The following is a 25774-nucleotide window of genomic DNA, read 5'->3' on the forward strand; positions in this document are numbered from 1 at the left end:
TCTGATTACTCCGCTGCGAGGATGGCGGGCGCGCGTGCCCCACTGCGTTCAAGGGTGAGTGCGGGAACGTTCGCGCCCGTGCCGCAAATCGGATTGCCATGTACGTCGCGCATGTACTGGCCGACTACGCCGTCGAAGAGGCCAGGAGCGACGTTGGAATAGAGGGTGACGGGCGTCTTTTCGCCCGGCTGCGCGAGTTGCGCGTAGGCACCACGGCTCAGCACTGCGGGCGAGGCTTTCGCGTGTGCGATCCATGCTTCGAAGTCGGTGCGGCTCGTGGCCAGCGTGTCGAAATGCATGTCCGAGAACCCCGGTCCACTGAACGCCGCCGAGCGGCCCGCATAGGTGCCGGGCAGGTTGGCGATCAGATGCAGTTGCGTTTGCATGCCCGACATCGCATAGACCTGGCTGCCGAGCTGCGGAATGAAGAACGAGTTCATGAGCGAGTCGGCGGTCAGGCGGAACGACACGGGTGTGTCCACCGGAATCACCAACTGATTCACCGAGGCGACGCCGTAATCCGGATAGATGAAGAGCCACTTCCAGTTCAGCGCGACTACATCCACGCGGATTGGTTTTTGCTGCGACTCGATCGGCTTGTACGGATCGAGCGAGTGCGTCGTGCGCCAGATCAGCACACCGAGCGTGAGCACGATCACGCAGGGAATCGACCACACCACGACTTCGATGGCGGTCGAATGAGCCCACTTCGGCGCATAGGTCGCGCCAGTATTGGACGCGCGATAGCGCCACGCGAACCAAAGCGTGAGCGCGATCACGGGGATCACCACGAGCAGCATCAGGCCGAGCGCGATAAGGATGAGGTTCTTCTCCTGCACGCCGATGTCGCCTTTCGGGTCGAGCAGCACGGAACTGCAGCCGCCGAGCAGCGCTAGCGCGCCGGCTGCCGCGAGCACCACTGCACTGCGGATCGGACGCTGGACGAATGAACGTATGCGGGTGGATTGGGAATGCTGCGGGCCGGCTTCAATGTCCGGCCCTTCCTGAGCGTTGCGAGCAATGGCGTAGCGCATGTTGGGTTCCATGGTTGACGATCGCGCAAACCCATCCATACGTGCTCATATCACCGTCACGGCGACAACCAGACACTGCCGTCCGAAGAGCCATACATAGCTTTTATGTATGGATTTACGCGCTTCGTGTCTGCATGCTAGAGTAAGACATGGCACCTACATCTGCGACAAAATGACACCAAAAGATAGGATCGATCCGGACAAGGACGCGTCGGCATGGGTCGCGGCGCTACAGGTCGGCAGCGGGCCGCGCTACCTACGGCTCGTCGATTTCATTGAGCTCGCGGTGGCCGAAGGCACGCTGGCACCCGGCGAGCGCGTGCCAGCGCAGCGCTCGCTTGCAGCCCTGCTCGGCGTGGACCTGACCACCGTGACGCGCGGCTTCAACGAAGCGCGGCGGCGCGGCCTGATCGAGGCGCGCGGGCCGCTCGGCACGTTCATCTCGGCGCCGCGCGCGGAACTCGCCCAGCGCGTGGACCTGAGCATGAACATTCCACCGCAGCCTGCGGGCATCGACACCGACGCGCTGCTGCGCGAAGGCCTTTCGCGCCTGCTGCTGCGCAGCGACGCCGATCTGTTGATGACCTATCACATCGGCGGCGGCAGCTCGGCCGATTGCGCGGCAGGCGCGAAGTGGCTCGGGCCGCTGCTTGGCGCGGTCGATCCGGCGCGACTGACGGTGTGCCCCGGCGCCCAGGCGGCGCTGGCAGCGCTCATCCTCGCGCTGACTGGGCCAGGCGACGCGGTCCTGAGCGAGCCGCTCATCTATCCGGGGCTGCCGCACGCGGTCGAGCAGTTGGGGCGTCGCATCGAAACCGTAGCTACGGACGCCGAAGGCATGCGGCCCGACGCGCTCGAAGCCGCGTGTCGTCTGAACGACATGGACGGCCTGCACGGTGCGCGGCTGCTGTACCTCAATCCAACGCTGCAGAACCCCACCGGCGCGACCATGTCCGAGGCGCGGCGCCTCGACATCCTGCGAGTGGCTGCGCGCTACAGTCTGCGCATCGTCGAGGACGATCCGTACTGGCGCTTCGCAACCGACGCGCCGCCCCCGCTCGCGCGCCTTGCGCCGTCGCAAGTCTGCTATGTCTCGACGCTCTCGAAAGTACTCTCGCCCGGTTTGCGCACGGCCTTTCTGGTGATGCCCGACAGCGCGTCGCGCGCGCGCGTCCTGAGCGCCCTGCGCACCTTTTCGCTGATGGCGGCGCCGCTCGCTAACGCGCTCGCCATGCAATGGATCGAAGACGGCGTGGCCGCGCAGATCTTCGAAGGTGTAAGCGCGGAGGCGCGCGCGCGCCAGAGCATGGCCGCACAGATGCTCGGCTCGCTCCAGAGCGAGGGAATTCATCTCTGGTACACGCTGCCGAGCTACTGGCAGGCGCGCGAACTCGCAGCGGCCGCGAGCACCGAAGGTCTTGCCCTGGCGCCATCCACCGCATTCGAACAGGGGGCGGGCATAGCGAACGCGATCCGCATCTCGCTTGGCGCGACCGCCGATCGCGTGCAACTGCAGGCCGCGCTGCGGCGGCTTTCCACGCTGCTCGCCCGCGATCGCTCGATGCACGCGCAGGTGATCGTCTGAGTTGGCATCACGCAGCTCGGCCAGGACGGCCACGACCGCGGGGCGTGCGTCGTGGCCGTTGCACTCGCGGATGTGGGCTTCGAAGTCGAGATCGGCCAGCACTTCGTGACGCCAGATGTGGCCGCTGCCCGTTCGCCCGATATCGTCGGCGTTTCAACACTTGCGGGCGCGCACTTACGATGACACCGTCAACGTGACGCCGGTCCGCGCCAGGGCGCTTCACGCAGCACATCGCCCTGATAGAACGCCGGAAAGCGTTCGAGTTGCCGAAGCGCATCCTCGACGGAAACGCCTTCGCTCAACACGGCGCTGGAAAAGCCCATGCGCTCCATCTGAAGCAGTTGATCGACGAGCACCTCACCCGTCGCGCGCAAATCGCCGCGAAAACCTAACCGACGTCTGACGAGATAGGCCTGGGTGAAGGCGCGCCCGTCAGTGAAGGTCGGGAACTGCAGCTCGATGCGCGTGGCTCCTGAGATTTCGGCGGCATGCGCGAGCAGGTCCGCGTCGTTAGGCATGGTCAGTACGGCTGCCGCTTGATCGTCGGCGTGTTCCTGGGCGCTTAGAAGCCGGATACGCGAAGCATTCGTCATACCGTGTACTCCGTCGTTGCGCGCACCGCGTCCGCGGCGGCCTTGAAGGGTTCGAGCCCCACGCGGCGCACGGTTTCGATGAACGTCTCGCGGCGTTCGCTTTTCTGCTCGCGCAGCGCCAGATAGCAGCCGATTACCGCGTCGACGGCATCGGTCACTTCGTGCGCTGCAAACGACGGGCCGATGACCTTGCCGGGTCGTGCGTCGCCGCTGCGCGCCGAGCCGTCTGCGCCGCCAAGCGTGATCTGGTACCACTCAGCGCCGTCCTTATCGACGCCGAGTATGCCGATATGCCCGCTGTGATGATGGCCGCACGAATTGATGCAGCCGCTGATATGCAGGTCGATCTCGCCGATATCATTGAGTTCGTCGATGTCCTGGTAGCGCTCCATGATGCTCTGCGCAATGGGCAGCGAGCGTGCGTTGGCGAGTGCGCAAAAGTCACCGCCGGGGCAGGAGATCATATCGGTGAGCAGATGCACGTTGGCGCTCGCGAGCTGAGCGTCGACGGCGGCTTGCCAGAGCGACAGCAGGTCGCCGGCATGGACCCACGGCAGCACGATGTTCTGCGTGTGCGTGACGCGCGCTTCTCCCGCAGAGAAGCGGTCCACGAGATCCGCCACGCGTTCGAGCTGCTCTGCCGACGCGTCGCCGGGCGCCTGCAACAGGCGCTTGAAGGAGAGGGTGACGATGCGCATCGACGGGTCCTTGTGCGGCGCGACGTTGCGCTCCAGCCAGCGCTGCAGTTTCGGCGTTTGCCGGGCAGCAATTTGCAGCGCAGCGGCAGCGGCAGGATCTACGGGGCGGCCTGCGGCTGCTTGCGGCGGCACAGCGAAATACTTGCTCATGCGGTCGAACTCGGCCTGCGCAATGGTGTGCGGGCCACCGTCGCACTCCACGATCTGGCGAAACTCTTCTTCGACTTCGTCGATGAAGCGCTGCCCTTCAGCCTTCGCCAGTATCTTGATGCGCGCCTTGTACTTGTTGTCGCGCCGGCCAAACTGGTTGTACACGCGTACGACTGCCTCAATGTAGTTCATGATCTGCCGCCACGGCAGGAACTCACGCAGGACCACACCGATAACAGGCGTACGGCCCATGCCCCCGCCTACCGCTACGCGAAAGCCCAACTGGCCGCTTGCGTCCTGGACGAGCCGCAGACCCACGTCGTGCCACCCCGTTGCGGCACGATCTTCCGTTGCGCCTGTAATTGCGATCTTGAACTTGCGTGGGAGGAACGCGAACTCGGGATGCAGTGTTGTCCACTGGCGCATGATTTCGGCAAAGGGCCGCGGGTCGGCGATCTCGTCCGGCGCAACGCCTGCGCGCTCATCGCAGGAGATGTTGCGGATGCAATTGCCGCTCGTCTGGATGCCGTGCATGTCGACCGTGGCGAGGAGGTCCATCACATCGGCGGCTTTCGACAGCGGAATCCAATTGAATTGGACATTGGTACGCGTCGTGAAGTGCGCATGATGTGCCGGCAGGCGCACGGTACCGAGCTTGCGCTGCGCCTCCAGCGCACTCCGGTAGACCTCTGCCTCAGGCTCGTCATACTCTCGGGCAATGCGGGCGAGCACGCGAAGCTGCGCGCTCGACAGCTCTCCATAGGGAACCGCAACGCGCAACATTGGCGCGTGCCGTTGCACGTACCAGCCGTTTTGCAGGCGAAGCGGGCGGAACGCGTCCTCGCTCAGCGTGCCGTCTTGCCAGCGCTCGATCTGATCGCGGAACTGGGCCGCACGGTTTGCCACGAAGGCTCTGTCGAATTCGTTATAGCGATACATTTTAGCTACGAAAATACCGGGCAGATGTTGAACACGGAGCAAAGACCTTATCGCGCCGCATCCGGCACCTCAAGCAGCAGATGACGCTAAAAAGAGCGCAGCAGAAGCCGCGTGCATGGATCGATCAGCTTCGCGCACGCACGTCGGGATGAGCGAGCAGCTCGGCGAGCGTGCGGATCGCCGCGTCGATGCGGGGCGACCACGGATGGCCATAATTCAGCCGGATGCAATTCTCAAATGCGTGGGACGCAGAAAAGATCGGGCCGGGCGCCACGCTGATACCACGCTCGATGGCGAGACGATGCAGCGCCATGGCGTCGATGGGCTCGCGGAAGGTGAGCCACAGAAAGTAGCCACCCTCTGGCCGCGTGTGCTGCGTGCCTTCGGGCAGCCAGCGGCGGATCGCCTCGATCATCGAGTCACGCTGGCCGTGCATGGCGAGGCGGATCTTCTTCAGATGACGCTCGTAGCCGCCGTGCTCCAGGTAGTCGGCTATCCCGGCCTGGACGGGGATGCTTGCCGAAATCGTGGTCATGAGCTTGAGCCGCTGCACGCGCTCGCCAAAGCGCCCCGCGCTCGCCCAGCCCACGCGATAGCCAGGCGCGAGGTTCTTCGAAAACGAGCCGCAGTGCATGACGAGTCCGCGCCGGTCAAAGGCCATGGCCGGCGGAGGATAGTTCGGCGCGTAGTGCAACTCGCCGTAAACGTCGTCTTCGATGAGCGGGACATCGTGTTTCGCGAGCAGTTCAACGAGTGCCTCTTTCTTTGCCGCCGACAACGTCACGCCAGTGGGGTTCTGGAAATTCGTCATGAACCAGCAGGCGCGGATGGGGTGCTTTTCTAGCGCAGCGGCCAGCGCGTCGAGGTCGAGTCCCGTGTCGGTATCGACGGGAATCTCCAATGCGCGCAGGCCTAGTCGCTCGATTGCCTGGAGCGCCGCATAAAAGCCTGGCGACTCCACTGCGACAATATCGCCCGGCTGCGTGACCGCCATCAGGCAAAGATTGAGCGCTTCGAGCGCGCCATTGGTGACGATGATGTTCTCGGCGGGCTGCGAGATGCCAATGCGCATGTAGCGCAGCGCAATCTGCCGCCGCAGGTTCTCGTTGCCCGGCGGAAGATCGACCACCGTGCTCCACGGGCTCACGCTGCGCGCGCCCTGGCCGAGCGATTTCGCCAATCGCGACAGCGGAAAAAGCAGCGGGGAAGGGAACGCGGAGCCGAGCGGCACGATACCGGGACGCTTGGCGGCATCGAGCACCGAAAAGACGAGTTCGCTGATATCGACGCTGGCGGTTTCCCCCGTTGTCGCACCAGCAGCCTTGACTGGTTTCGAAAGCTCGGCGACGTAGTAGCCGGAACGCTCCTCCGCGAGCACCAGTCCCCACTGTTCAAGCAGATAGTAAGCGCGCGCCGCCGTGGACTGGCTCACGCCGTGCTGCGCGATGATCTGCCGCAGCGATGGCATGCGTGAGCCCGGTGCCAGGTTGCCGGAGCGAATCTCAGCGGCCATGCTTTGCGCCAGGAGTTCGTAACGTGTCATGCGCTCTCGCTCTTTAAATGACGATGCTTTTGGGCGAGGTACGCCGCAAATTGGTTCGATTCTCGTCTGTCTGGGTAGCCTTGGGATTGGGCGGCAAACTGCTGCGCTCATTTTATCGTCGTCTGCTTCTGTACGGGAGTTCCGCAGGGGCGGATCATCGTCGCTAGCGCGCATCGGACTCCGGGGCTGTTCTCCCGGGATGCGCCGGGATTACTGCGCGAGTGCCTGGATCATCACCTAAACCCGCAGAGCTTGCGGCTCTTATTGCCTGTAGCGTGGCAAGCCTTTCGCCCTGGCACGTGAGTGCCGGGGCATTTCTCGTCGCCGCGACAAACACGCTCCGGCTGCGTCGCTCAAATCGTTGGCAACTGCTGCTTTATCTGTTCTTCGATAAGTTTGAACATCGAGTCATGTGATCGAGCGAAATGGAGAAAATGATGGAACTCATCCGCATGGTACGTATTGTTCTGTGGAGCTTCTTCGGTGTACGAAAGAGTGCAGCCCACGAAGATGACTTTGCCAATGTGAACTTTAGCTGGCTGCCGCTCGTGGCTGTTGGCCTGGCGGCGCTAATCGCTGCCTGCATACTTGGCGTCGTGCTACTGGTCGCACATTCCACGGGAACCGCACAAGGGTTCTGAAGAGGGTTCTGTCGCGCTAACGTGCTCGCGTAAAATTCGGCGAACGAAAATTACAGACGCTCAAGATGGCCGGGACGATAAAGACACCGCGTGAGACATTGCCGACTGGCATCGCCAAGGTTCTGAAGCCTGTCATGCGGTAGCACGCAAAAATTAAAAAGTAATCCGAAGTTTGTGTATGGCCAATCGCAATGGCGGGCACGTTGCGACGGGAGTCGTATAGATTTTCCCGCCGTGGCGAAAACTGTTATTCGCGGATTCGGGAAAGCCGATTGAATCTCGCCACGCGAGATTTTTGGGGCGACCGCGGTCATAGAGCGTTTTTGTTTGCAGGGCGGGCGCTCCGCCGTCACAGGATGACGACCATCGCTCCGTAATGCGCTGATACGCACCCTGTGTGCCAATCCTCGATCAGCTCCCGAAGTATTCTTGATTTGCAGAAGCGCCAGCAGGTGCGACGTCACGTTGCGCTCGCCACTTCGAAACGCTGCAGCCGAACTGATGGCTGAACCATCGCGAAAACGCACTCAGCGAACCGAATCCAAGCAGCACCGCAACCTCGGACAGCTGGCGCTCGCGATTCCCGATATAGCGGACGACGAGCTCCGCCCGCAGCGATGCAAGAATTCCCGCGTAGCTCTCGCCTTGACGGGTGAGGCGGCGCTGCACTGTTCTCGCATCCACGCCGAGGTGTTCCGCGATCCTTTCGATCGAGCATGCTCCGGACGGCAGCAGCACGACGATGAGTCGCCGCACCTTGTCGGCCATGGTGTCGTCAGAGCGAGCAAGCAGCGAGTCGAGATACTGCCGGACTTGTCTGGCCATTGCAGGATCGTAGGACGGAAGGGACGACTCCAGATCGGCCGCATCGCAGATGAGCCCGTCGAACTCCTGGCCGAACGCCACCGGCATCCCAAATACCCTTAGATGTGTCGCGGTGCTAGCCGGTGCCGAATGGGTGAAACAGACTCTGCGCGGCTTCCAGCCGCCGCCGAGAAAGAGCACGACCACCCGATACAGCACAGCCACGACCAATTCGGCGGACTGACGTTGCGAACCGGGCAACCCGTTCAAGGCTTCCTGCCGGAGGATCACGACGCCGTCGTCTTCTTCTATACACATCGCAAGCGCTTCGTTATGCAGACGCAGATAACGGGACATTGAGTTGAGTGCACGTCGCAGCGTCGGCTCCTCGCGCATGACGAAAGCGAGCGGGCCGAGATTCGAGAGTTGCCGCGTCTGCGCCATTCTGAGACCGAAATCCTCGACGCCGGCAGCGTGCGCCGATGCCTCGAGCAGATTGCTGACTGCGGCAGCGGGAATTCGAATGTCGGGATCCACCAGCGCGGTCAGATTGATCCCGGCCGCGCGCAGGAAGCGGTAGGGATCCAGGCCAAGCGAGCGCGCTACGTCGACGTAGTCGGTGAGGCTCGCGCCTCGAAGCAGGTAGGACATGGCGTTTTCCCGATCTGTCGTGAAATGTAAAACCAGTGCCGTCAAATGTCAAATCAACGTATTCCAAGAACCGATACTGGAACTGTCGCGGCCATACCGCGACAGTCAAATCCGGCAATCCAACCGATGGACAAACAAGATGAGCGAGACAACCTCTGGCAAGACGCCGACCTGTGATCGGCTTCGCGAAAGTGGTAACTGGAATGCGGCCTGGCAGCCGTTTTACGAGCTCGATCCGGCGTGGACCGAGAAGTTCATGAGCATGGCGATGCATCCGATCGCGTCCGGCGTCCTTGAGCCAAAGGTCGTCGAGTTCATTGCTATCGCGGTCGACGCGTCCTGCACGCATATGTACGCGCCGGGCACACGCCGGCACATCCGCAAGGCGCTTGAGCTTGGTGCGACGAAGGAGGAAATTACCGCAGTGCTGCAAGCCGTCAGCGTGCTCGGCATTCACGCGAGCAGCCTTGGCGCGCCGATTCTGCTCGAAGAACTGGCCGCGATGGCGGAGCAGCGTGCCACCGATGAGCGCGCTGTCGCGTGACGGCGACACGGACGTGCGTAACGCTTCAATTTTCGGCAGTGTGCGCATCGCGTGGCTCACGATGAACCAGCAGGCGGGCTGGCTTGGCAACAGCACAAACGGCATCATCGGCGCGCTATATGACAGTAACGCGCCGGTGTACAACTCGCCTTCTCTCTATGGCGTGTCGGTCGCGCGGGAGTATGCGCCAGGTGGTGTGGCGGGCCATTTCCAGGGCGGAACGCGCGAGTCGGCCGCCCTCAAGTAGTCGAACTACGGCCTGAATCTGGCAGCCGTCCATCACATCAGAACCCGTATCTGTCACCGCTTGCGCAGCGACTGATTGCGGTGTTACGGGAGCGGTTGGCATGAGGGTGGTGGAATGTGCCGGACCCGCTCTCCGCGTGGAACTTGAAATAGTGCGCGTGCTTTTCGTTCAGGATTTTTCGCAGGTGTGCCGCAACGCTGAGGATTGCCCAATCTGGTTGTTCGACCCAGTTTGAGAGGGTTCGAATAGGAGAAGGTCCGTTGACAGAGTTGACCGCTCGCTCGATTGCGTTCGATCTCCAGCGCGCTAGATCAATAGTTTCAACGTCTCGAACAAGACAAGGTCTTCCTTTTTTGCGGACCTCGCATGCCGCCGGATTACGTCAAGGAGGCACTCGACGAAAGCGACTGCCGCATTGCTCAGCGTGCTGCTGCGACGTGTGACGATCCCCAGTTGTCGGGGCTCGAACACCTCGCGCAACGTGAGCGGCCTCAGGCGACCACCGAACGGCGGCACGTGGCTCAGGATCGTCGGGCTCCACGTGCACATGTCGGCGTGCTCGACCATCGTCTGCAGCATCGCCACCGATTGGGCGCGCACGATGCGGCGTTCGTCTATCTGCGCTCCATGGCGCGTGAACAGATAGTCCAGCAGGTTGCTCTCTGAGTCCGGCGCGAAGTTCAACACCCAGTCCTCGTCGAATAGCTCGTGGATAGAGCGTGCCTGCGCTTTCCGATGCCCCTCGCGGACCATCACCGACGATTCATAAGTGAGTATGGGTTCGCATGCGAATTCCTGCATGCTCGCGCCGGGCTGCAACTGGCCAACGGCAAAATCCATGGAGCCTTCGCGCAACAGCGGCTGGGCAACCGCCATCAATCCTTCGAACAGTTCGAGACGGATATCCGGCAAGCGCTTGCGAAAGCGCTGAACGGCCTCGGCCAGGAAGGTCAGCGTAATCCACGGCGTGACGCCTACCATGAGCCTGCCTGACCCTGGCCCAGAAAACCGCTCCATTTGAAACTGGAAAATTCCGGCATGATGTTGACATCTTGACCAGGAGGTCGTGCCGTGAAGAAGAGCAAGTTCACCGACGAGCAGATTGCGTACGCATTGAAACAGGCCGAGCTGGGCACACCGGTCGCCGAGGTACGCCGCAATATGGGTATCAGCGACGCTACCTTCTACAACGGGTGAACGAATGCGGCAGCGAGCTGGATGTGCTTCTGCAGAAGCGCCTGGACAAGGCAGCAGCCAAACGCTTCCTCAAGCATTTGCTGCGATCGAATCCCATGCCCCGGAAAATCGTAACCGACCAACTGCGCAGTTACCCTGCGGCGAAGGCAGACATCGCAGAACTCGCGAGCATCAAGCACGTGTTCGTGAAGGCGGTCGCACGAGTGAACAATAACCGTGCCGAGAACAGTCACCAACCTGCGCGTCGTCGCGAGCGTGCCATGAACGGATTTCGCGATCCGCTTCGCACGCAGATGTTTCTATCCGGCTTCGGCCCGATCCGTCAACACGTTGCATTATCCCGCCACCGCATGACGGCGCAGTCCCATCGCACCAAACTCAAGGCACGCCTTGCAGCGTGGAATCGTTGGACCGCGATCGATGCTGCCAAGTGCACACATTGACAACGATTCAAATTCGTTCCCATCTTACCCCGTCAGCTGCCGTCAAGTTGACAACGCCCGGTCGGTCAGTTGCGGAAGCGCCTGTGGAAACGCAGGCGCGGAAGTTGCGGCATACATCGGGCACCCAGCGCGGCCTCATCTGCCCTGCCCAATGTGCGGGCTGCAGGCGGCACTTGTAAGCCTGAATGCGTCAGCGTAGACTGCAAGCGGGAGATGGCATTCCTCCCTAAAACCGCCCTGCGGGGCTAATGATGCCTACGGGCCTGGGAACAGGCACTGTAGGCGTGCGCGCACTAACCGCGTCACCCCTCTCCGTGTCCGCGCCGCGATGGCGGTGTTTCCCAGATCTCCAATACCTGCTCCGGCTTTTTCAGCTAGCTGGAGGTAGTCTTGCGCGCGTTGACCGCGCCTGCGAGCGGTAGGCAAGGGGTAGAAATGGATTTCCATAGCATCCTCTTTGAGACGCCCGAGGACGGCGCACCGTCCGGGGACGTTGCCGAACCAGATTTCTTCGGTGATCTCAATCTCGACCAGTTCGTGGGCGAGGCGACACGGGGATTTGACGAATACAACCTCACGCCGTTTTTTCGCACGGTGCTGAACCGGGAAAGCGCCATCACCTATCGGCACGAGGTCATGCGAGACCTCGACGGTCCGGAACTGCTGCTTGTCATTCAGGCGTTCGCACTCGCCATGCGCAAAACCCGGACGTGTCTGGGAGAGGCACAGCGCCTCTACTACCGGCGGCAGAAGCAGTGGTGGTTTCTCGCAGCTGCTACGCATTACTGCCAGTGCGTGCTAGCGATCTGTGACGGGCTAAGTGGCGCTGGCCCGCGGTCCAGGGGCTTGAAGAGGTTCGGCGCGTGGCTCACCGGCCACGTGGGTTCTGGGCGTTTCATGAAGCTCTGCCACGACGTCGAGGAAGTCCGCGGCACCCTGGCAGGGGTGCGCTACTGCATTCACCTCAACGGAAGTGCGGTCACCGTCTTGAACTACGATGATGAGGATGACTACGGAACATTCGTTCTGGGAATCTTCGAACGGTTCAAGCAGGGCGAGGTCAAGGATCACAGCGTCGAGCAGAAAGACTGGCCAGAGATGAACCACGTCGAGGCACACATACTCGACTTTGTTGCTGAACTCAATCCGCTGCCTTTCCAGCTGCTGGATGCATTCTGCTCCGACCAAGCGGACTTTCTTGACGCAACAATTGCGGCCTTTGATCGTGAGATTCAGTTTTATATCGCCTACCGTAGTTACATCCAGTTGTGTCGGGACGCAGGTCTGAAGTTCAGCTATCCCGTAGTATCTGGAGCCACGAAGTCGATCCGCTGCGAAGAGACTTTTGATCTCGTGCTCGCCCATAAACTTTGCGCAGACAAGGTCGCCCTTGTTTGCAACGACCTTTTTCTTGAGGGCCCAGAGCGGATCTTTGTGGTTTCAGGGCCCAATAATGGTGGCAAGACCACGTTTGCCCGAACGTTCGGCCAACTGCACTTTCTCGCAAAACTGGGATGTCCTGTCCCGGGCCGCAACTCGCATCTCTTTCTTTACGATCGGCTCTTTGCGCACTTTGAGCGCGAGGAGAACACCCTCGACCTGCGCGGCAAGCTTCAGGACGACCTGATGCGGATGCACGCCATCCTGCAAGCCTCCACTCCGAACAGCATCATCCTGATGAACGAGATCTTCAGCTCGACGACGCTCGCCGATGCGCTGTTTCTCTGCCGCAGGATCATCGGTGAAATCATGGAGCGCGACGCGCTGTGCGTCTGCGTGACGTTCATCGAGGAACTCGCGCGGCTGGGGCCCCAGACCGTGAGCATGGTAAGCGAGATCAAACCCGACAGTCCCTCGGTTCGTACCTTCCGTGTTCGCAGGCGCCCGGCCGATGGACGGGCCTATGCGCTTTCCGTCGCCGAACAATATGGCCTTACCTATGAACGCATCAAGGAGCGTCTCGCATCATGAAAGCCTACCTGCTCCATGACGCGAGTGATTTTCCCTGGCGTCGCGACGAATACTGGAACGAACGGACACTCAACCAGGACCTGGAGCTGAACACCCTTTATCGGGCCATGGCGTCCGGAGACGAATATCTCTATGACACGGTCAGGAAAGTCGTTCCCGTTGGCCTGAGCGACGTCGACGAGATCCTGTACCGCCAGACGGTGCTCAAGGACTGTATCGAGCATGAGCCGGTTGTCAGGCAGCTTTACGCGATTGCAGTCGAGGCGCTGGAGGTCGAACGGAAAAGCTTCTACTGGGCAATGAGTGCTTCGGCAAGCAGCGTCCTGCACAGCGCGCGGGATCTGGTTCAGGCAATGCTGGGGGTGCTGGGAAAGCTACGCCGCGTGGCGGACGATAACGTCGGGCAGTTCCAGTCGGCAGGCTTTTGTCGCTTCTACGCAATGGTCAACGAGGAGCTGACAGACGAGTATTTCGCGACGATCACGCGGTGTCTGAAGGAGCTGAAATTCAATCATGGCGTGCTGATCAGCGCGCGTCCAGGAAAGGGGAACAAGGGTGAACACTATGTGCTCAGGAAACCCCATGAAAAAGATCCCAACCTTCTGAGACGCCTGCTTGCGAGGGGAGCCCCATCCCGTACCTTCCGTATTGCAGACAGGGACGAAAATGGCGCGCGGGCGCTCAGCGAGCTCGAGTCACGGGGCATCAACCATGTGGCGAACGCGCTGGCGCAGTCGGCCGACCACATCAAGAGCTTCTTCTTCATGCTTCGGGCGGAACTGGGTTTCTACCTTGGATGCCTGAACTTGCGCAATGAGCTCCTGCGCCGGGAGATGCCCATCTGCTTTCCTGTGCCGCACGCAACTGGTGAGCGGCGTCATCGGTACCAAAAGCTGTATGACGTCAGCCTCGCCCTACGCATGGAGCAGGCACCCGTGGCAAACGACGCGGATGCAAACGGCAAGGACCTCGTGGTGGTCACCGGCGCGAACCAGGGCGGGAAGTCGACCTTCCTGCGAAGCATCGGGATCGCCCAGATCCTGTTACAGGCAGGGATGTTTGTCGGCGCCGGGGAATTCGAGGCCAATGTCGCGCAGGCTATCTTCACGCATTACAAGCGCGAGGAAGACGCGACCATGCATGGCGGCAAGTTCGACGAGGAACTGAAGCGAATGAGTGAGTTGGTAGATCATCTGGTCGAAAACGGCCTGTTCCTTTCGAACGAATCGTTTGCTTCGACCAACGAGCGGGAAGGCTCGGAAATCGGCCGACAGATCGTTGATGCGTTGCTTGAGCATCATGTAAAGGTCTTTCTCGTGACTCACCTTTACTCGCTAGCGAAGGGCCTCCATGACGAGGATTCATACCCGAGGATGTTCCTGCGTGCTGAACGCCGGAATGACGGTGTCCGTACGTTCAGGCTGGTGGAGGCGGAGCCACTGCAGACAAGCTTTGGTCAGGACCTCTATCAGCAGATCTTCGGTGAGCCGCATAGCGAAACGGATGAAGACGTGCTGTCTTCGGGATCCCTGTCCAGGGCGGACGAAACTTGATACCTAGGTAGACATATCGATGCGCCACCATGTTCTCCGGCATCGCCAGGCGGCTTTATTTCCCGGACGAGTCACTGAGTTCCGCGGAGCGAAGACGCGCGATATCATCCCGCAGACATTGTACGGTGTGTTCCATCTCGGCTTCACCAGGGCCATGTTCCCTGTGAAGCCGCTCGATATGGTCCGTGAGTGTTTGAACCAGCGCGACGAGCGTACGCTGCTTCCACGCCTCCAGCAGTTCCAGATAGCTGTTGAGCGACCGTTCAACGACATACATGGAAGCGCTGTCCTCCAGGGCACTGCGTGCACTGAAGTAGAATCCCCAGCGCCCGAATATCCGACCCAATGATCGCGGCAGCACCATTGTCGGCAAGGTTTCGTGAAGGATGAAAGCGGGTGCGACGAAGGAAGCCGGAAGCGGGATGGTGAGTCGAAGCGTTCCCAGCGTGTCAGCCAGATGATGAAGGGCGACGCTCGCTCTTGCATGGAGTGTTTCGACCGTTCGCGTTGCCGCGCCGGAAAAAGAAAGGGCGCGTGCGTTCGCGGCGAGTTCAACGAGCCGCGTGGCGTCGAAGGACATATCGTGGGTTTCCGACCATAGGGCGGCAGCGTTGTGGGCAATTTCACTCATGAGACTGATCATGGTCCGTTCGATCGCTTTTGCAGGGTCTGTTTGCGAACGAATGGTCGCGTCAACCGCATCGCGGCTTGCCAGCAGGGCTCGCAGCGCGTCGTCGATCTGCCCGCTCGCATGGGTTGCCGGCGCATGCCACATCAGGTGAACCTCGAGTGCATCTAGTACGTCGCGACGTAACGTTGCAAGCTGGCGCTGCCGTATTTCAGTTTGTTGTTCGCGGCACTGCGCGAGCGCATCGGCAAAGGGGCCATCGATCCAGGCACGTCGCCACGGCGGGTCTTCCTCCCGTGTGCTGACCAGATAGACGGGAATGTCCAGGTGGGTGCTTTTCCAGAGGCCGCGCACGACATGTTCGTAGATTCGCCACCGGTCGTCTGCGGCCACAAGATCAATCTTCGTGACAAGCACCGCAACGCGTGCGCCGCGGCTGCAGAGCTGACGCACGAGCGCCGCCTCATGCAACGTGAGCGGCGCTGTCGCAGAAATAAGCACAACTGCGATATCGCACCACGGCGCTGTCGGTGGGCTCCCCTTCACAATGTCCCATTCTTCCCAGTCGACGCCCGGAGTGTCGATGAGGGTGATGCCACCGGAAAGCAGAGGAGCCGGGCTCTCGAACGTGATCCTTGTGACAGCCTTGGTGTTCTCGGGATTGGAATGCTCGTCGACAAATTCGGCGATGCGTGCGCGGTCGATGAATTCGATCTTCGTGGTGACGAATTCGACGGTACCCCGCTCCACTCTTCCGTGATGAATCTCGACGGGTATGGCAGTGGTTGGCAGCGCTGTAACAGGAAGCAGCGCGCTGCCCAGCAGGCTGTTAAGCAGAGAGGACTTTCCGGCACTGACGGCCCCGAACAGACCGACGACGATATCGGTCGAGCCGTAATGACGCGCGAAGTCCATGCTACGGCGGTGAAGATCGCCAAGTCCGTGCGACAAGGTAATGCGTTCGAGTTCCGCTACCAGCGGATGCGCAGGGGCGCCGGTTGCGGCCCGTTGCGAGCCGGCGGAAGGGGGCAGGGCTGCCAGCCTTTCTGACGGGGTGCCAATACCGATGTCCCTGGAGAGAGAGTCCTGAAGCGCGTCGAGCAGTCCCATCAGATGACCGACGAGTCGACTGGCATCTTCCTCGATGTCCTCGCTCAGGTGCTGATCGGCTGCCATGCTCGTCGCGCTCGCGGTGCGCGGATCCAGTTCCGATAGCGCGAGCATGGCTTCGCTGATACGGAGTCTGCAGGATTCAATGGCGCTGGTCGTGGGCGCGGGCAAAGAAATATGGTGACGCGCGGTAATGGTCTGCATGGCCGTACGAACCAGTTCCAGCTCATTCAGCATGAGTTGATGCTGGACCGGCTCGGCGTCAGCGAGGCGTATGGGAAACGGTGACTGCTGCACAACCGGATTGAGGTAATGCAAGGCATCGGTGAGGCAGGCATCGATCCGAACGAAAACCTCTCCTGCGCGTCGTGAGTAGGCGGGAGGGAATGTGTCATCTTTATCATTTCGCAACATGGCGATCTCTTCGTTCAGTGGGTGCCCAGCGTTTGCAGGATTTCGCACCAGCCACCGCACCAGCCAATGGCTGCGATGAGTGCGCCGCGATCCTCCGCAGAGTCCGTTCCGCGGCTGTCCCAGCGAAATGAATGCTCGAAGCGCCCGAGATGCACGGAGATACGGGAAACGGTCGCGCCATGGTGGCGCAGGACTGTCGCACCATCGTGCTCCATGGCTGCAATCAGGTGCGCGCGGCAAAGGACGCCGCTGCCATTTCCGGCGCATTGACCGCAGATATAAGGCAGCCATCCGTCGCGATTTTCGCTTGCGAACGCCCGCGCGTTCGCAAGATCCCGGCCGTAGGCAAGCCGCTCCGGTGGAGCGTTTCCTGACGATTCAGGGCCGTAGCCCAGGCTGCACATATGGCATGGGCCGGAAGGACGCAGCCGGTGTCGCGCCACCCCTGCCGGCGCCACGCTGTAAAGACCATGACCGCCCAGCAGGTGATCGGCGTGGTGCATCAGTTCGTTATACAGAATGGTGCTGCCGTGGATCAGATGCGGGCGAAAGGCCGCTTCGACGCAGAAGAAGGCAAGCGCATGTCGCGCGCACATCCCCCAATGCGCATTGAGACGGGCCCGGACGTCCGCGTCCATGATGCTGCCCTGGATAAACCACCACAGAAAATCAACCTCGCCGTCGGATAGTGTCAACGCGGAAGGAGGAGCAAGACCAGAAGGGGCGGGCACGGTGCACTGTCCGGTAAGCCAAACGGGGCGCAAAACCTGGACAGGGGCATTGAGATGACCCAGCAGCTCCCGACCAGGAACCGTAGGCATCATTAGCCGGACAACGCCGGCGGTTTGAGGAGGTATGCCATCTCCCTCAAGCACAGATTCATTTTAATGACGGCATTTCAGATTGGCAACGGTTCCGCCGAATTGATATCTGAGTTGTCCTACACTGTGGCTAGAGACATGGGAGGCGTAAGAAATGGCGGAACCATCGGAGAACACGAGACGGGCGCTGCGAGGACATCTTTGGCATCTCCTTGAACTCCTTGAAAAGGTGCGCGAAATAGGTGGGCCGCAGGAAAATAGCAACGTACGCCTCAATTATCTGCACCGGCCGGATGGCGAAAGGCTGCATGATGTCGAGCGCTTCCTTGAGAGTTTCAACGATGAGGTCAATCGGGCGGCAATCCGGTGGGGAATCGATATCGACAGGGAACAGATTGAAGCGATCCATGCGCTCTCAGTCTCACTGCAGTTCGTCGGCATCGCGCTTGAGGAGATGTCGCCGTCGCGTCTTTCAGGCTTTGGGGTGATTGATCCCGCGTTTGAGAAGGACTATGAAGCGTTTCTCCAGAGACTCCGTGGCCTCCTCGGCACGCTTCAGCGTGCACTCATGTCAAGCATGCCTGATCATCCATCAGCCTGAGCGGCTCGCCTCCTCGCATGCCGGAACCTTGCTGCATGCGCCGATGCCGTTGTAGTCCATCGTGGTTTCCCCCGTTAGCACCGTAGCGTTGCGATCAGCCGTTTCGGGCGCAGCAGAAGTCCCAGGCCGTCGACCGCGTGGCGAACGACGACATCGGCGACCTCCAGCGCGTCGGTGGCAAGCCCTTCAGACCCGAGCACGGCGATGCCCAGCGCTGCCTGTTCGAGCATGAACGCGTCATTGCGTCCATTGCCCATTGCTGCGACCCGGTCCGGGCCGAGGCGTCGTACGTAATCTCCTTTCGCAAGCGCCTGTCCCGTGGCTGGCAGGCAGAGGATTTCCACGGGGCAATTGCGCAGATGGTTGCGCGCATCGCCATAGGTGTTGCCCGTGACAACATGAAGGTCCAGTTCATTGGCGAGCGGCGCCAGACGTGACTCGACGCCGTCGAGAAGTCGCCCATCAACGGCGAGTGTTCCATTGAAGTCGAGAACAAGATGCTCGAGGTTCAGGGTGCGAAACCCTGGAATGTCTATGATGATCATCTGTCTCTCCTTGCGTGCCGCTGCGGGAAATCGGGCCCGCCACATTGCAATCTGCGATTGCACGAGCCATCGGAGCATGGGAAGACAGACGACATGCGCAACAGCGCGACCCGATGTCCGGACGGCTGCAGGCATCATTAGCCGGACGGCACCGGCGGTTGGAGGAGAATGCCATCTCCATCGATCTGTGTTCTCACTCTAGACAATGCCAGGAAGCTGCGCAATCGGGTTTTGAGGTGCGACAGATGGATGTTTCATCCGGATCGGGTATGCGGGGGGAGCCCGGAATGGCCGGCGGTGCGCGCAGTGACAGGTGCGGATTGTGCGTGCTACACTGCCCGAAAAGGAGATGGCATTCCTCCTTAACCAAACCGCCGGCTTTGCCCGGCTAATGATGCCTACGGTCCCTGGGTCAGGAGGTCGTAGGCATTGCCAAGGCGTCCTGCTGCCCAGATTGGTTCACTCTACGAATCTGGTTTTTCATGCGATCAGATCCTTTTCCACGCCGTACCGGGCGCGGTGAGTGCATGCGCTCAATTTCGCTCGATATGGCAGTCCGGTTGTCCTTGCGGAGGCGCCCATGAAGGGAAGCCAGCTTACCCTGTACGCCGCGAACCAGAGCCACCGTGTCAAGCACATGACGGTGGTCGACTGGTTGCTCGACGAAGCCAGACAGGCCGGCATCATCGGCGCTACGGTCGTTGAAATCGCGGAGGGAGTGGATGCCAGGGGCAAATACCATGCCGCGCGCTTCTTCGAACTCGTGGATCAGCCGGTCGCGGTCACGCTGATCGCTGCGGACGAACAGATTGACGCGATGCTCGCCCGGGTCCGCGAGGGAGGCATTCGCCTGTTCTACACGCGCGCGCCGATCGAATTCGATACCGTGGGCACAGAGGGGGACCAGTGATGGATTTCAATGCAATTCCCCCGGGCGACAACGTGCCTGTAGAAGTGAATGCCATCATCGAAATCCCCGCGCAGAGCGAGCCGGTGAAATACGAAGCGGATAAACGCCTCGGACTCCTGAGGGTCGACCGGATCATGAGCGCCGGTATGCGCTATCCAGCGAATTATGGATTTATCCCGAGAACGCTCGCGAGGGATGGCGACCCGCTCGACATCATCGTCATCGCGCCATTTCCCCTTGAGCGACTGTCCCTGATCACCTGTCGCCCCGTCGGCCTGATGAACATGACGGACCAGGCCGGCCCCGACGAAAAGGTGATTGCCGTGCCGACTGATGGCGTCTGTCCTTCGACCCGGGCCATCACGGAGCTGGATCATCTGGGCGAATACACCCTGAACCAGATCCAGTTTTTCTTTGAGCACTACAAAAAGCTCGAACCGGGAAAGTGGGTGCAGTTCGAGGGCTGGGCGAATATCGACGCCGCGTATCAGGCAATCCGCAGTGCGGTCGCCGCATTTCACGACGCGCATCCCTGAATCCGTCTATTTCCGGCATCAAGGGGGCCGCGTGCTGCAAACACCCGGCCACCGTCTGCGAGCGCAGAGGCAACGGGAGTCGCGATGAGCAACCATGCAGTGATTGACACGATACTGGCCGATGAAATTCTCGATTCGCGAGGCAACCCGACGGTCGAGGTCACCGTCACGCTCGGCAACGGGGTCACCGCGAGTGCCGCGGTGCCTTCAGGGGCGTCGACGGGCGAGTTTGAAGCCGTTGAACTGCGGGATGGGGATCCCGGGCGCTACGGCGGCAAGGGCGTGCTCAGCGCAGTCCGGCACGTGAACGAAGAGATCGCATGGGCGCTGACCGGTATGAGAGCGGACGACCAGCGACGTATCGACGAGAAGCTGATCGAGGTCGACGGCTCCGAGACGAAATCCGTACTGGGTGCGAACGCGATCCTGGGCGCCTCACTCGCCTGTGCGAAGGCAGGGGCGATTGCAAGCGGTTTGCCGCTGTTCCGCTATCTCGGCGGGACGAATGCTCATCTGCTGCCGGTTCCCATGTTTAACGTGCTCAATGGCGGCAAGCACGGGCATCAGGGCCCGGACGTCCAGGAGTTCAAGCTTGTGCCGCTTGGCGCGCCGACGTTTCGCGAGGCGCTGCGCTACGGCGCGGAGACGTATCACGCGCTCGGGGCCGTGCTTGCCGATGCCGGCGCGTCGACGAATGTGGGTGACGAAGGCGGCTACGTCCCGCAACTGGCTTCGAATGCAGAGGCGATGGAACTCATCCTGCGGGCGATAGAGCGCGCCGGATACCGGCCAGGGGAGGACATCGCGATCGGTATCGACGCGGCGGCGAGTTCGTTTTGTGAGGACGGCCGCTATCACCTGATCCGGGATAGCCGCGTGCTGACTTCAGCGGAAATGATCGCGTACTGGGCAGACTGGGTGAACCGCTACCCGCTGGTGTCGCTCGAGGATCCGCTTGCGGACAATGACTGGGACGGGTTCGCCGCGTTGACGCATGAGCTGGGTAGCCGAGTGCAGATCGTGGGCGATGACCTGTTCGTGACAAACCGTAAATTCCTGCAGCGAGGCATCGACGAGCACTGCTGTAACAGCATTCTGATCAAGCTCAACCAGATCGGCACGGTGACGGAAACGCTGGACACGGCGCAGCTCGCATTCTCAGCGGGATACACCTGTCTCGTCTCCCACCGTTCCGGGGAAACGGAGGATACGAGCATTGCTGACCTCTCGGTCGCGCTGGGCTGTGGCCAGATCAAGTCAGGCGCTCCGGCGCGCGGAGAGCGGGTGGCGAAGTACAACCGGCTGCTGGCCATCGAGAGAATGCTCGGCGATGACGCCCGTTTCGCGGGTCGTGCCGCGTTTCGTCAGTCCCGGCATGGCCAGATCTGAAACGATAGCCGCTATCAGCAGGAGAACGAAGAGATGGGTGCGTCCGCCTCGATCGCCCGCGTAATGGGGGCGGAGGTCCTGGATTCGCGGGGCAATCCGACCGTGCAGGTGACCGTCGTGCTCGACGACGGATCACTCGCCAGTGCAACGGTGCCTTCGGGCGCCTCGACGGGAGACGCCGAGGCCGTTGAGTTGCGCGATGGCGACCGGCGGCGCTATGGGGGCAAGGGCGTCCTGAACGCGGTCAGGCACGTCAACGAGTTGATTGGCCCCGCGCTCACGGGGCTGCTTGCCGATGACCAGTGGCGTATCGACGCCGTGCTGATCGAGCTCGACGGAACGGATTCCAAGAGTCGATTGGGCGCCAACGCCACACTTGGAGCGTCCCTGGCGTGCGCGCGCGTTGCCGCGCAAGCCTGTCACCTCCCGCTTTGCCGTTATCTCGGCGGCGATGCAGCGCATATTCTGCCCACGCCGATGCTCAACGTACTGGACGGCGGCATCCACGGGAACGGTGGTCCCGATCTGCAGGAATTCATGCTGGTGCCGCTTGGCGCACCGACGTTTCGGGAGGCGCTCAGATATGGTGTGGAAACTTACCATGCACTGCGTGAGCTGCTGGTCGAGCGCCGCACTGTGACCAATGTGGGCGACGAGGGGGGCTTCGTGCCCGTGCTCTCATCTAACGGAGCCGCGCTCGATCTGATGATGCAGGCCATCGAGCGTGCCGGATACCGGCCCGGGGAGGACATCTCGCTGGCCCTCGACTTTGCGGCGACAAGCCTGTGGCATGACGGCCGTTACCGGCTGGAGCGGGAAGGGCGCAGCCTGTCTGCGCAGGAAATGACCGGATTGTGTCGCGAGTGGGGCGAGCGGTATCCGCTTGTTTCTGTCGAAGACCCCCTGATGGACAACGACTGGGATGGCTACGCCGAGCTTACGCGTGAGCTCGGTGACCGGATGCAGATAGCGGGCGATGACCTGTTCGTCAGCAACCGGTCCTTTCTTGTGAAGGGCATCGCGCAGCGGTGCTGCAACTGCGTCGTCATCAAACCCAATCAGGTCGGCACCGTCACGGAAACCCTGAACACCGCGCGCATGGCACTCGCCGCAGGCTATTCGTGCATGGTGGCACACCGCTCCGGTGAGACGGAGGACACCAGCATTGCGGATCTGGCCGTCGCGCTGAACTGTGGCCAGATCAAGGCCGGGGCACCCGCCAGAGGTGAGCGCGTTGCCAAATACAACCGCCTGTTGACGATCGAGGGCAGTCTTGGCGAAGGCGCACACTTTGCCGGGCGCGCGGCATTCCAGCGCAAACGCTAACCGGCGGCGCGCCGTGTTTGGACAACGGAGAAGGGCGTGGACAGCAGGCCCAGGCTACTCCTTGAAAGGGATCTTTTCGAGGCGCTACTGCTGCGCGTCAGGGCGCTCGACGATGCGAGCTGCGAAGGGGCAGTCTACCCGGTGGTTTTTCATTGACCGTCGGGTCGTTTTCTGTGTGTACGGGAGTGGTATAGGGATCAGGCTGCCAGCGAACGACGCGTAGCTCCTCGTCGAGCGTGGAGAAGCCGTTTACTTTCTGCCATATGAACAGACGGTCATGCGTGAATGGGTGGAGATGCGTGTTGCCCGCGACCGGCTGCAGGAAATCACACCCGTGCTGGGCGAAGCGATTCGCTTTGTGAGGGCGCTTGAAGGTAGTGCCTGACGAGGTCTGGCGTCCGTTAGTCTGTGCCCGCATGTTTCGCCGCGCCGCAGCATGCGTCGGGCCTGTCGTCATGCACTAGAATGGCTTTGAGGGGCCGCCGGTCCCTGGAGCAGTCATCCTCGTGACGGCATCCTGGTGTCGTTTGACGGAGGCGGACATGAACGGCTACCAGCTCACTTTCTATACCGAACAGAATCGGCGCCACGGTCATCATACGGTCACCGAATGGTTGCTTCATGAGGCGAAGCAACTCGGCATTCACGGCGCCACGGTCATCAATTGCGCAGAGGGAACGGGGCATGCAGGCGCGCATCACGTCGCGCATATGCTTATGCTCACCGATCAACCGGTCCAGATTATCCTGGCGGTTACGGAAGACGAGGCTGACCGGATGCTTGACGCGGTGAAAGCCGGGCACGTGCACGTTTTCTATACCCGTTCGCCGGTGGAGTTTGGAGTGCTTGGCGACGATGGCCACGAAAGCGCCACGAAGCATTTTTCTCTCTTTCACCGGCGGGCGCACTAGCAGAAGTTTGCGGGCTTGCATGTACCGGGGTGTCTCCTATACTCGATACTGTTGTTTGCGGAGATGGCATCCTCCCTTAACCGCCGCGTCCTCCTCCTCGCGGCTAATGATGCCTGCCAGTCCCCGGTAGCCGGGGCCGGCAGGCATGTTTGGCCGGCTCGCATTCACGAGCATCCCGGGCATATCAATGCCAGAAAAAAGCGAAGAACATGGGATGCACCGGCGAGTTTTCATGGCGAATTCCCTTCGGCGTTGATCTTTGCAACTCCCTGCGTGCCAGGCATCCGTTGTTGGCGTATGGGCGTGGCATGCTGAAGATCGACGTATATGACCCTGGCTGGGCGGGAGCGCGGCCATGAGTGCGCGCGACGTCCTTCTGCAGATCGCACAGGTGGTCGCCGTGCTCGTCCTGTCGCCGTTGCTGCAGGGGGTGATCCTGCAATGGGAGGAGCGCATCCAGCGCGGGCGCGGGCCGGGGATATTCCAGCCCTACCGGGATCTGCGCAAATTTTTCCATAAGCAGATGGTTGTGCCCGACACCGCGTCGTGGATCTTCTGGTGCGCGCCAATTGTGGCGTTCACCTGCATGATGACCGTGCCCATCCTGATTCCAGTCCTCACCGATTTCCCGCTGCCGCTGTCCGATATGGGCGACATTCTGGGCGGCGGGCTCATTCTCACACTGGGTTCCTTTGCAATCGTTCTGGCGGGCCTCGACTCGGGAAGCGCCTATGGCGGCATCGGGTCGAGCCGTTCAGTGATGCTCGGCATCCTGGCCGAGCCGACGTTGATCCTCGTGCTCGTGGGCATCACGTTGCTCGCCAAGTCGATGCTGCCGTTCGTGGTCAATCACCTGCTCGTTCAGCAGCCCTCGGTGTACTGGAGTCCGGCGCATCTCTTTCTCGTTTTCGCTTTCTTCGTGCTCCTGCTTGTCGAAACCGACCGTCTGCCCATCCATTCGAGCACGCATATCGAGGTGTACATGATCGAGGAGGCGCGCATCCTCGAATATTCGGGTCCACTCCTGGCACTGCTGAAGTGGGCGTCGATGATGAAGCAGTTCATCCTGTTCACGATCTTCTGCAACGTACTCACCTTGCCATGGGGACTTTCGCAGCACGGTACGGCGATCGGGGCGCTTGGCGCCGCAGCGGGGTTGTTCGCCCGGATGCTCGTCGTGGTGCTGGCGATCGTGCTCGTTGAGACGGCGCAGTCGCGTCTGCGCTTTTTCCGCTACCAGGAGCCGCTCGCCGCATCGTTCATGCTCGCGGTGCTGGCGATTGCTGCAAACCAGCTACGGTGACCCGATGCTCCTTGCCCACCTGAGTCCTCTGGCGGCTTCCCTGTTCAGCCTTCTGGCAATCGGCAGTCTGTTGCTCGCGTTCGTCATGCTCGGCTCCCGCTGGCTCAAGGATTACCTGCTGGCCTTCACGGCGCAATCGTGGCTGATCGCGATTTTGTCCGGCACGGTCGGCTACTACGGCAACTACCACGAACTCTACCTCGTAGCCGTGCTCACTGCGCTCTTTCGTGGGCTTGTCCTGCCGTACCTGGTCTGGCGGATCATCGCGCGCCTGTCCGTTGAACGGGAACTGCACCTCACCCTGCAACCGAGTTCGTGCCTTGTGCTCGGCGCGCTGCTGGTGCTCTTCGCCTTTGTCGTCTCGAATCATCTGGGCAACGCACTGGGTCTGGGTGGAACCGTCGTCGTGCTTGCGCTGACGGTCATGCTGTCGATGAAGCTCATTGGCTTTCTGATGCTTGCAGTACGACAGGAGGCGATCAGCCAGGTGCTGGGCCTGCTGGTCCTTGAAAACGGGATTTTCCTCGGCTCGCAGATTCTGGTTCCTGGAATGCCGCTCCTGATCGAACTCGTTCTGCTGTTCGATCTGCTCGTCATTGTGGTGAGCTTTGGTGTGCTCGTTCGTTATCTTGTTGCCCACGTGGGTAGCACGAGCAGCCGTGAGCTCCGGCGCCTTGTGGGGTGATC

The 25774-nt window shown here is 61.2% G+C and carries 22 protein-coding genes, 4 pseudogenes and 5 riboswitches; of the genes and pseudogenes, 17 read left to right on the forward strand and 9 right to left on the reverse strand.

Annotated elements, in window-relative coordinates:
- Positions 1-5: 5 nt before the first annotated feature.
- Complete coding sequence (cyoA, locus tag HV773_RS18790) at positions 6-1034, reverse strand: ubiquinol oxidase subunit II (RefSeq protein WP_129564004.1); 1029 nt, start codon at positions 1032-1034, stop codon at positions 6-8.
- 172 nt (positions 1035-1206) lie between these two features.
- Here cyoA and HV773_RS18795 point away from each other — a divergent pair, with 172 nt between their 5' ends.
- Positions 1207-2619 carry an aminotransferase-like domain-containing protein gene (locus HV773_RS18795; protein ID WP_129564005.1) on the forward strand — a complete coding sequence of 471 codons (1413 nt, stop codon included), beginning with the start codon at positions 1207-1209 and terminating at the stop codon, positions 2617-2619.
- Between the two features lie 51 nt (positions 2620-2670).
- Positions 2671-2802 carry a hypothetical protein gene (locus HV773_RS18800; RefSeq protein WP_377729087.1) on the forward strand — a complete coding sequence of 44 codons (132 nt, stop codon included), beginning with the start codon at positions 2671-2673 and terminating at the stop codon, positions 2800-2802.
- A gap of 5 nt (positions 2803-2807) precedes the next feature.
- Here HV773_RS18800 and HV773_RS18805 read toward each other — a convergent pair whose 3' ends face one another.
- The 3 genes from HV773_RS18805 to HV773_RS18815 all read right to left on the reverse strand — a co-directional run bounded on the left by HV773_RS18805 (position 2808) and on the right by HV773_RS18815 (position 6542).
- Entirely contained in the window at positions 2808-3212 is a 405-nt protein-coding gene (locus HV773_RS18805) for a DUF934 domain-containing protein (protein WP_129564007.1), read from the reverse strand.
- Positions 3209-4999 carry a nitrite/sulfite reductase gene (locus HV773_RS18810; protein ID WP_129564008.1) on the reverse strand — a complete coding sequence of 597 codons (1791 nt, stop codon included), beginning with the start codon at positions 4997-4999 and terminating at the stop codon, positions 3209-3211. Before HV773_RS18810 ends, HV773_RS18805 begins: the two co-directional genes overlap by 4 nt.
- Before the next feature lie 124 nt (positions 5000-5123).
- Positions 5124-6542 (reverse strand): aminotransferase-like domain-containing protein, encoded by a 1419-nt coding sequence (locus tag HV773_RS18815; RefSeq protein ID WP_129564009.1) that lies wholly within the window; start codon positions 6540-6542, stop codon positions 5124-5126.
- 437 nt (positions 6543-6979) lie between these two features.
- Here HV773_RS18815 and HV773_RS18820 point away from each other — a divergent pair, with 437 nt between their 5' ends.
- Positions 6980-7183 carry a DUF2970 domain-containing protein gene (locus tag HV773_RS18820; RefSeq protein ID WP_129564466.1) on the forward strand — a complete coding sequence of 68 codons (204 nt, stop codon included), beginning with the start codon at positions 6980-6982 and terminating at the stop codon, positions 7181-7183.
- A gap of 411 nt (positions 7184-7594) precedes the next feature.
- Here the strand turns inward: HV773_RS18820 and HV773_RS18825 are convergent, their stop codons facing one another.
- Positions 7595-8638 carry an AraC family transcriptional regulator gene (locus HV773_RS18825; protein ID WP_129564010.1) on the reverse strand — a complete coding sequence of 348 codons (1044 nt, stop codon included), beginning with the start codon at positions 8636-8638 and terminating at the stop codon, positions 7595-7597.
- A gap of 139 nt (positions 8639-8777) precedes the next feature.
- Between HV773_RS18825 and HV773_RS18830 the strand changes: the two genes are divergently transcribed.
- Together HV773_RS18830 and HV773_RS18835 are read left to right on the forward strand one after the other, a co-directional pair.
- Entirely contained in the window at positions 8778-9182 is a 405-nt protein-coding gene (locus HV773_RS18830; RefSeq protein ID WP_129564467.1) for a carboxymuconolactone decarboxylase family protein, read from the forward strand.
- Positions 9183-9186: 4 nt separating this feature from the next.
- Positions 9187-9426: pseudogene (locus HV773_RS18835) on the forward strand (porin); the annotation flags it as partial.
- Between the two features lie 309 nt (positions 9427-9735).
- On the opposite strand, the pseudogene HV773_RS18840 reads toward HV773_RS18835, so the two are convergent.
- Positions 9736-10425: pseudogene (locus HV773_RS18840) on the reverse strand (substrate-binding domain-containing protein); the annotation flags it as partial.
- A gap of 75 nt (positions 10426-10500) precedes the next feature.
- Here HV773_RS18840 and HV773_RS18845 point away from each other — a divergent pair.
- The 4 genes and pseudogenes from HV773_RS18845 to HV773_RS18860 form a co-directional block, all read left to right on the forward strand.
- Positions 10501-10617 (forward strand): annotated as a pseudogene (locus tag HV773_RS18845) (transposase); the annotation flags it as partial.
- A pseudogene (locus tag HV773_RS18850) lies at positions 10608-11069 on the forward strand (DDE-type integrase/transposase/recombinase); the annotation flags it as partial. The pseudogenes HV773_RS18845 and HV773_RS18850, both read left to right, overlap by 10 nt.
- A 200-nt stretch (positions 11070-11269) precedes the next feature.
- A riboswitch (Fluoride riboswitch) is annotated at positions 11270-11334 on the forward strand.
- 170 nt (positions 11335-11504) lie between these two features.
- A complete protein-coding gene (locus HV773_RS18855; protein WP_129564012.1) occupies positions 11505-13040 on the forward strand; it encodes a MutS-related protein in 1536 nt (511 codons plus the stop codon).
- Positions 13037-14593 (forward strand): MutS-related protein, encoded by a 1557-nt coding sequence (locus HV773_RS18860; RefSeq protein ID WP_129564013.1) that lies wholly within the window; start codon positions 13037-13039, stop codon positions 14591-14593. The genes HV773_RS18855 and HV773_RS18860 overlap by 4 nt, the downstream gene beginning before the upstream one ends.
- A gap of 55 nt (positions 14594-14648) precedes the next feature.
- On the opposite strand, the gene HV773_RS18865 is transcribed toward HV773_RS18860, so the two are convergent.
- Both HV773_RS18865 and HV773_RS18870 read right to left on the reverse strand, forming a co-directional pair.
- Positions 14649-16745, reverse strand: coding sequence for a dynamin family protein (locus tag HV773_RS18865; RefSeq protein WP_160113492.1), 2097 nt, complete (start codon positions 16743-16745; stop codon positions 14649-14651).
- 14 nt (positions 16746-16759) lie between these two features.
- Complete coding sequence (locus HV773_RS18870; protein ID WP_160113493.1) at positions 16760-17476, reverse strand: hypothetical protein; 717 nt, start codon at positions 17474-17476, stop codon at positions 16760-16762.
- 76 nt (positions 17477-17552) lie between these two features.
- Positions 17553-17620, reverse strand: a riboswitch (Fluoride riboswitch).
- A 100-nt stretch (positions 17621-17720) separates the two neighbouring features.
- Between HV773_RS18870 and HV773_RS18875 the strand changes: the two genes are divergently transcribed.
- Complete coding sequence (locus HV773_RS18875; RefSeq protein ID WP_129564016.1) at positions 17721-18167, forward strand: hypothetical protein; 447 nt, start codon at positions 17721-17723, stop codon at positions 18165-18167.
- Positions 18168-18241: 74 nt separating this feature from the next.
- Here the strand turns inward: HV773_RS18875 and HV773_RS18880 are convergent, their stop codons facing one another.
- Positions 18242-18712: an HAD family hydrolase gene (locus HV773_RS18880; RefSeq protein ID WP_129564017.1), complete on the reverse strand. Its 471-nt coding sequence runs from the start codon at positions 18710-18712 to the stop codon at positions 18242-18244.
- Positions 18713-18833: 121 nt separating this feature from the next.
- Positions 18834-18900, reverse strand: a riboswitch (Fluoride riboswitch).
- Between the two features lie 148 nt (positions 18901-19048).
- Positions 19049-19120, forward strand: a riboswitch (Fluoride riboswitch).
- Between the two features lie 172 nt (positions 19121-19292).
- Here HV773_RS18880 and HV773_RS18885 point away from each other — a divergent pair.
- The 7 genes from HV773_RS18885 to HV773_RS18915 all read left to right on the forward strand — a co-directional run bounded on the left by HV773_RS18885 (position 19293) and on the right by HV773_RS18915 (position 25772).
- Complete coding sequence (locus HV773_RS18885; RefSeq protein ID WP_129564018.1) at positions 19293-19622, forward strand: DUF190 domain-containing protein; 330 nt, start codon at positions 19293-19295, stop codon at positions 19620-19622.
- Complete coding sequence (gene ppa, locus HV773_RS18890; RefSeq protein ID WP_129564019.1) at positions 19622-20158, forward strand: inorganic diphosphatase; 537 nt, start codon at positions 19622-19624, stop codon at positions 20156-20158. The genes HV773_RS18885 and ppa overlap by 1 nt, the downstream gene beginning before the upstream one ends.
- 84 nt (positions 20159-20242) lie before the next feature.
- A complete protein-coding gene (gene eno / locus HV773_RS18895) occupies positions 20243-21547 on the forward strand; it encodes a phosphopyruvate hydratase (RefSeq protein ID WP_129564020.1) in 1305 nt (434 codons plus the stop codon).
- A gap of 33 nt (positions 21548-21580) precedes the next feature.
- The gene (eno, locus tag HV773_RS18900; RefSeq protein ID WP_217481923.1) at positions 21581-22873 is read left to right on the forward strand and encodes a phosphopyruvate hydratase; all 1293 of its coding nucleotides are present in this window, start codon (positions 21581-21583) and stop codon (positions 22871-22873) included.
- A 542-nt stretch (positions 22874-23415) separates the two neighbouring features.
- Positions 23416-23784: a DUF190 domain-containing protein gene (locus HV773_RS18905; RefSeq protein ID WP_129564021.1), complete on the forward strand. Its 369-nt coding sequence runs from the start codon at positions 23416-23418 to the stop codon at positions 23782-23784.
- Positions 23785-23834: 50 nt separating this feature from the next.
- Positions 23835-23907: riboswitch (Fluoride riboswitch) on the forward strand.
- Positions 23908-24139: 232 nt separating this feature from the next.
- Entirely contained in the window at positions 24140-25087 is a 948-nt protein-coding gene (locus HV773_RS18910; protein WP_129564022.1) for a respiratory chain complex I subunit 1 family protein, read from the forward strand.
- The gene (locus HV773_RS18915; protein ID WP_227875441.1) at positions 25065-25772 is read left to right on the forward strand and encodes a hydrogenase; all 708 of its coding nucleotides are present in this window, start codon (positions 25065-25067) and stop codon (positions 25770-25772) included. Before HV773_RS18910 ends, HV773_RS18915 begins: the two co-directional genes overlap by 23 nt.
- Positions 25773-25774: the final 2 nt, after the last annotated feature.

The sequence above is a fragment of the Paraburkholderia caffeinitolerans genome (assembly GCF_902859945.1).
GTDB lineage: Bacteria > Pseudomonadota > Gammaproteobacteria > Burkholderiales > Burkholderiaceae > Paraburkholderia > Paraburkholderia caffeinitolerans.